The sequence below is a fragment of the Lentilactobacillus sp. genome (genome assembly GCF_040773105.1).
Lineage (GTDB): Bacteria > Bacillota > Bacilli > Lactobacillales > Lactobacillaceae > Lentilactobacillus > Lentilactobacillus parabuchneri.
This window is the reverse complement of sequence record NZ_JAXGWW010000132.1, coordinates 1-5,536: the sequence shown is the minus strand read 5'-3', so window position 1 is coordinate 5,536 and position 5,536 is coordinate 1. Positions and strand designations below refer to the sequence as shown.

6 protein-coding genes are annotated in these 5,536 nt (G+C 46.5%); 4 read left to right on the top strand and 2 right to left on the bottom strand.

Features of this window, described 5'->3' with window-relative positions; all coding sequences use genetic code 11:
• Positions 1–170: 170 nt before the first annotated feature.
• The 3 genes from proC to AB3112_RS07610 are packed head-to-tail and all read left to right on the top strand — an operon-like array spanning position 171 to position 2,850.
• A complete protein-coding gene (gene proC / locus AB3112_RS07620) occupies positions 171–971 on the top strand; it encodes a pyrroline-5-carboxylate reductase (protein ID WP_084974993.1) in 801 nt (266 codons plus the stop codon).
• A 23-nt stretch (positions 972–994) separates the two neighbouring features.
• Positions 995–2,131 carry an N-acetylglucosamine-6-phosphate deacetylase gene (gene nagA, locus AB3112_RS07615; protein WP_367334226.1) on the top strand — a complete coding sequence of 379 codons (1,137 nt, stop codon included), beginning with the start codon at positions 995–997 and terminating at the stop codon, positions 2,129–2,131.
• 14 nt (positions 2,132–2,145) lie between these two features.
• Positions 2,146–2,850, top strand: coding sequence for a GntR family transcriptional regulator (locus AB3112_RS07610; RefSeq protein ID WP_057910325.1), 705 nt, complete (start codon positions 2,146–2,148; stop codon positions 2,848–2,850).
• 254 nt (positions 2,851–3,104) lie between these two features.
• Here AB3112_RS07610 and AB3112_RS07605 read toward each other — a convergent pair whose 3' ends face one another.
• A complete protein-coding gene (locus AB3112_RS07605; protein WP_367334225.1) occupies positions 3,105–3,473 on the bottom strand; it encodes a hypothetical protein in 369 nt (122 codons plus the stop codon).
• Between the two features lie 24 nt (positions 3,474–3,497).
• Complete coding sequence (locus AB3112_RS07600) at positions 3,498–4,241, bottom strand: WecB/TagA/CpsF family glycosyltransferase (RefSeq protein WP_367334224.1); 744 nt, start codon at positions 4,239–4,241, stop codon at positions 3,498–3,500.
• A gap of 119 nt (positions 4,242–4,360) precedes the next feature.
• On the opposite strand from AB3112_RS07600, the gene AB3112_RS07595 reads away from it, so the two are divergent.
• Positions 4,361–5,536 (top strand): nicotinate phosphoribosyltransferase (locus AB3112_RS07595; protein WP_367334223.1); only part of this gene is annotated, 1,176 nt, incomplete at its 3' end.

The following is a 5,536-nucleotide window of genomic DNA, read 5'->3' as shown; positions in this document are numbered from 1 at the left end:
TGAAATTAACTAGTCCAATCAAGAAATGTCCACGACGAAAAGAACGCGTCGTGGGCATTTTTTATATTTTTTTCTGATAGACAACTTTATATTGCAAAATTGGTCCATTTCCGCTATTGTCAAATTAGTAACAATTGGAATAGTCCGATTGCAATATCAGGAGGGTTAATATGAAAATTGGATTTATCGGAGTCGGGGCAATGGCCCAAGCCATCATTCAGGGCTTATTGAACGCCAAATTTGTTCCCGCTGAAAATATATTGGTGCATAGCGCACATAAAGCCCATTATGAAAATTATGCCAAACAGTACGGATTGACCGCTGAAGTAACCAACCAGCAAGTCACAGAAAATAGTGATCTGGTGGTCCTCGCAGTGGTGCCGGCAATTGCCGCGGACGTTTTGGCAGAGATTCGAGATCAACTTTCATCCCAAAAAACATTGATTTCAATTGTTTCAGGCGTTTCACTGAATCGCTTGGAAGAATTAACTGACTACAACTTACCGATTCTTCGAAGCTTACCAAACATTAATTCTCAGTATGGTCAGGGGATGACCGCAGTCGCTGCCAACGAGAACCTTTCTGGTGATCGGAAAGCGCAAGCGATTGCGATGTATGAAGCAACCGGCAGTGTCAGTGAGCTTTCAGAAAGTCAGTTTGCGGCATTCAGTGCGATTTCCGGCAGTGCCGTGGCGTACGTTGACTTCTTCATTGACAGTCTCAGCCGGGCCGGCGTTAAGTACGGTTTTACCAAAGAAATGGCCACCCAGATTGCCGCTCAAACCACGTTGGGGTCTGCCCATTCATTGATGGCATCCGGTCAGACACCAGCTGAATTAATTGATAAGGTTTGTTCCCCGGGTGGCGACACCATTGCCGGTATCCTGGCGATGGAACAGGCCGGCTTTTTGCCTTCCGTTATCAAGGGAATTGACGCGACGATTGCCAAGTCAACCGGCAATAACGGCTAAACAAATCAAGTTTGGAGATTTAAATGTCAAAGGTATTGATAAACGCGACCATTTATACAGGCAAACGCGTGATTGACAAAGGCTATGTCCGATTCAGTCAGCAAATTCTTGATGTCGGTGAAATGAGCGACTACCAACAAAAACCAGACGATCAGGTGATTGATGCCAGCCGGAAATTGGTGGTCCCCGGTTTCATTGACGTTCACACGCATGGCGGCTATGGTGTTGACACCATGAGCACGGATCCTGCAGCCATCAGCCAGATGGTCGATAAGATGACTCAAGAGGGCGTCACAAGCGTTTTTCTAACCACCATGACCCAACGCCCGGAATTGATTTCTCAAGCCATGCAGACGATTTTACGGGCTGCTTCGGTGAATCCAAAAATTGTCGGAATTCATCTTGAGGGACCGTTTATTTCGCCCAAGTATAACGGGGCCCAACCGGAAAACCTCATTCAAAAGATTGACATTGAAAAACTTGCTGAATGGGATCGACTTTCTGGCGGATTGGTCAAATTGTTGACTTACGCCCCTGAAATGGGGGTTGATGATGAGGTTTCAACGTACTGTTCTGAGCACGGGATCGTCATGTCGGTCGGCCACAGCGGCGCAACTTATGCGCAATTAAAGGCCCTCAAACCGGCGCGGATCACCCATTTATTTAATGCACAACGGGGATTTGCTCAGCGCGAGGTTGGGGTGGTCGGCTACGCAATGCTTGATCGCGATGTCAAAGCTGAGCTGATTTGTGACGGTTACCACGTGGCCCCCGAAGCCGTTCAGATTGCCTATAAACTCATTGGACCGGATCGACTGGAGCTGATTTCCGATTCGATGGAAGCCAAAGGCGAGCCGGACGGCACCTATCAGTTGGGCGGCCAGCCGGTTAACGTCCATGACGGCCGGGCAACCTTAACCAACGGACATCTTGCCGGGTCGGTTTTAAAATTCAATCAAGCATTCAAAAATATAATCCAATTTGCCAACTGTTCGATTGCCTCCGCGGTGAAAATGAGCTCGACCAATCAGGCGCTTGAGTTCTCACTGACACATAAGGGATTCCTAGAGCGCGGGTATGATGCCGACTTAAATGTGTTTGACAAGCACCTAGACCTTATGGCAACGTATAGTTATGGCAAATTCGTGAATAAAGACTAAGGGAGTTGGTATCAGTGGGTTTACCAATTTATATTCAAATTCATAATGAAATTAAGCGAAATATTGAGGCGAACAAGTGGAAAATTGGTGATCGGATCCCCTCTGAACGCGAGTTGTCGACAGATTTCGGCGTGAGTCGGATGACGTTGCGGCAAGCTATCCAAACCTTGGTTGACGAGGGTATTTTGGAGCGTCGGGTTGGATCGGGAACGTTCGTTGCCAATCAAAAAGTGCAGGAGAAGATGGCCGGTGTGACCGGCTTCACGGACCTAATGCTCGCGCAAGGCAAGGTGCCGTCCAGCAAAACGATTTCGTATCACACGATGGAACCATCATTAAGTGAGATGGAAAAGCTCCACATCACCCAAGACCAGGCGGTTTTGCGGATGGAACGGATTCGATATGGCGATGAAGTGCCGATTTGTTTTGAAGTCGCTACGGTTCCGGAAAATATTGTTGAAGGACTGGAAAAGTCTGAGGTCACCAGCTCACTTTACCGAACGTTGGAACAAAAAAAGGGCCTGCAGATCGGCAAGGCCCAGCAAACCGTCTCGGCAATGCTGGCATCTGAACGCATTGCGGAGTATTTAAACATTAAGCGGGGAGAAGCAATTCTGCGGCTCAGACAAATTACCTATCTTCAAGACGGTCGTCCGTTCGAGTACGTGAGAACCCAATACGTTGGGGACCGATTTGAGTTTTATTTGGAAAAAGAATAATCTGTGGCAGCTCAAGACTGCTATGTAAAGGGGCTGTGACAAAACTAACATTTTGCCGACAGCCCCTTGTTTTTTCAATTTTATATAGCCGGAACGTGTGCCAAAAGGCCGCTTCCTAGGTTATGCAACGCCGGCCATGAAATGCCAAGCCTCTTTGGCGGAAGCAAACCCGCCTTTTGGCACACTCCCTTTTTGAGTTGAAAGGATGGGAATCAAAACGCTTTGGATCGTTCATTTGCCTTTAATTTGATTGATCACTGAGTTTTATCATCCGGGTGCTTGTGTTTCTTTGGCTGATCATACCGACTCGCGTAACTTGTCCGAATCAAATCGGTTACCCAAGTCATGAACGCTGCCACAAATGCGAAGACAATCCAGGAAGTCCAGTCATAGTAGCTACCCGTTTGTCGCATGACGACCATCCATAACACAAAATAAATGACGTAAAAATTCAATCTCGGCATTCTTAAGTAGCTGGTGACGTAAGCCAGCCCGTAAATCCCCAGCATCCCATACTGAGTATCTTGAATAGCCGGCTCGTGTTCAACCAAGTTGAGGATAATTCCAAGGCCGACAAAAATAATCAAGAAGTAAGTTAAATATTTGGGCGAAACGACTTTCATCATAAACCTCCTTCATAAGCGTCCTTATGAGTGCTTCCGAAATCTTTCCTGAAAGACTTGCCACAAGTAACGGGGAAGAACCATCAACCGACCGATCCGGCTGGGTTCTTTAACGACGCGGTAAAGCCACTCCAGATGCAGCTTCTGCCAAGATTTTGGTGCCCGCTTAACGGTTCCGGTCAAGACATCGAATGAACCGCCAATTCCCATCCACAGGCCGTTTGAGGCAATTCGATTTTTATCGATAAATTCTTCCTGCTTGGGGTAGCCAGTCGCAACAAATACCATATCCGGTTCGGTTCGGCGAACGTCCTTCACGATATTTCGGTCGTCTCCAAAATAGCCATCATGGGTGCCGGCAATTTGAAGGTCGGGATAGTTTTTTTCCACGACTTTGCGTAATTTGCGGATCACGTCGGCTTTGGCACCGATAAAGTATGCCGATTTGTGGTTGTCATTTCCCCATTCCAACAGGTGAATAAATAGGTCGTATCCTGTAATCCGCTCTTTGATGGGTGTTTTCAGCATTTTGGCGCCGATAACAATGCCAATACCGTCGGCGACGATGTAGTTGGCAGAAGTGATCAGTTTCTGATACGCTGGATGTTCCTTGGCGTACATCACAATTTCCGGATTGGCGGTGACGACAAATGTATTGATGCGCTGATCAATCTTTTCGTGTAAGACGTTTTGAAAGGCGGTTTCTGTTGTGTTTACAAAGGGAATTCCCAAGATAGACACTTTTTGGCTGTGACTTTGGTTGTTCATGATTACTCCTCAACAATTAATATCTTTCGAATCACTATCAATGCTTTTGTTAATAAACACAAAAATGATAGAATATAAACTAATTATATAACATTTACCTGGGAGGATAATGACACAATATGTCAGAACACGATAATTTAACGCTACATACCGATTTTTACGAGATCAACATGATGGCGACATATTTTCAAAAGCATATGGAAAACCGCAGGGCAGTCTTCGAAGTCTTTTTTCGAAAGCTTCCTTTTGGCAATGGGTATGCGGTGTTTGCGGGGCTTGAACATATCATCCAGTACATTGAAAATTTAAATTTTACTGATGATGATATCGATTATCTGCGAGAAGTTACCGATTATCCCGACAACTTTTTAGAATACTTAAGAAACTTTAAATTTAAGGGCGCCATCAAATCAGCTTATGAAGGCGACATTGTTTTTGCTAACGAGCCGATTTTACAGGTCGAAGGAACACTTTGCGAGTGCCAATTGGTGGAAACCGCGATTTTGAATATGGTCAACTACCAGACGTTGATTGCGACCAAGGCGTCACGCATCCGAACGGTAGTGGGAGACGATCCGTTAATGGAATTTGGCACCCGGCGCGCGCAGGAAGTTTCAGCAGCCCTTTGGGGAACCCGGGCCACAATCATCGGTGGATTCAACGCCACGTCCAATGTGTTGGCTGGCAAGAAGTTTGGCATTCCCATCAGCGGTACTCACGCCCACTCATTGGTTGAGTCATTTGGTAATGACTACGATGCTTTCAATGCCTATGCGCAAACGCATCACGACTGTGTTTTTCTGGTCGATACTTACGATACGCTTAAAAGCGGGGTTCCAAGCGCGATTAAAGTCGCTAACGAAATGGGCGATAAGATTAATTTTGCCGGCGTCCGACTGGACTCAGGCGACATGGCCTACCTGTCCAAACGGGTTCGAGAAGTTCTCGACAACGCTGGATATCCCAATACCAAGATCTACGCGTCAAATGATTTGGACGAAACCACGATTGCCAGCTTGAAGATGCAGCACGCTAAAATCGACGTGTGGGGCGTCGGTACCAAAGTGATTACCGCTTTTGATCAGCCTGCACTGGGAGCCGTCTACAAAATGGTTTCCGTAGAAGACGGCAACGGTAAAATGGTGGATCGGATTAAAATTTCCGGCAACGCAGAGAAGGTCTCAACCCCCGGTAAAAAACAGGTTTGGCGGATTACCGACGCTAAGGACGGCAAATCAGAAGGCGATTATGTCACCTTAGCCGATGAAGACCCACGCAAAGAAAAGTCGATTTAT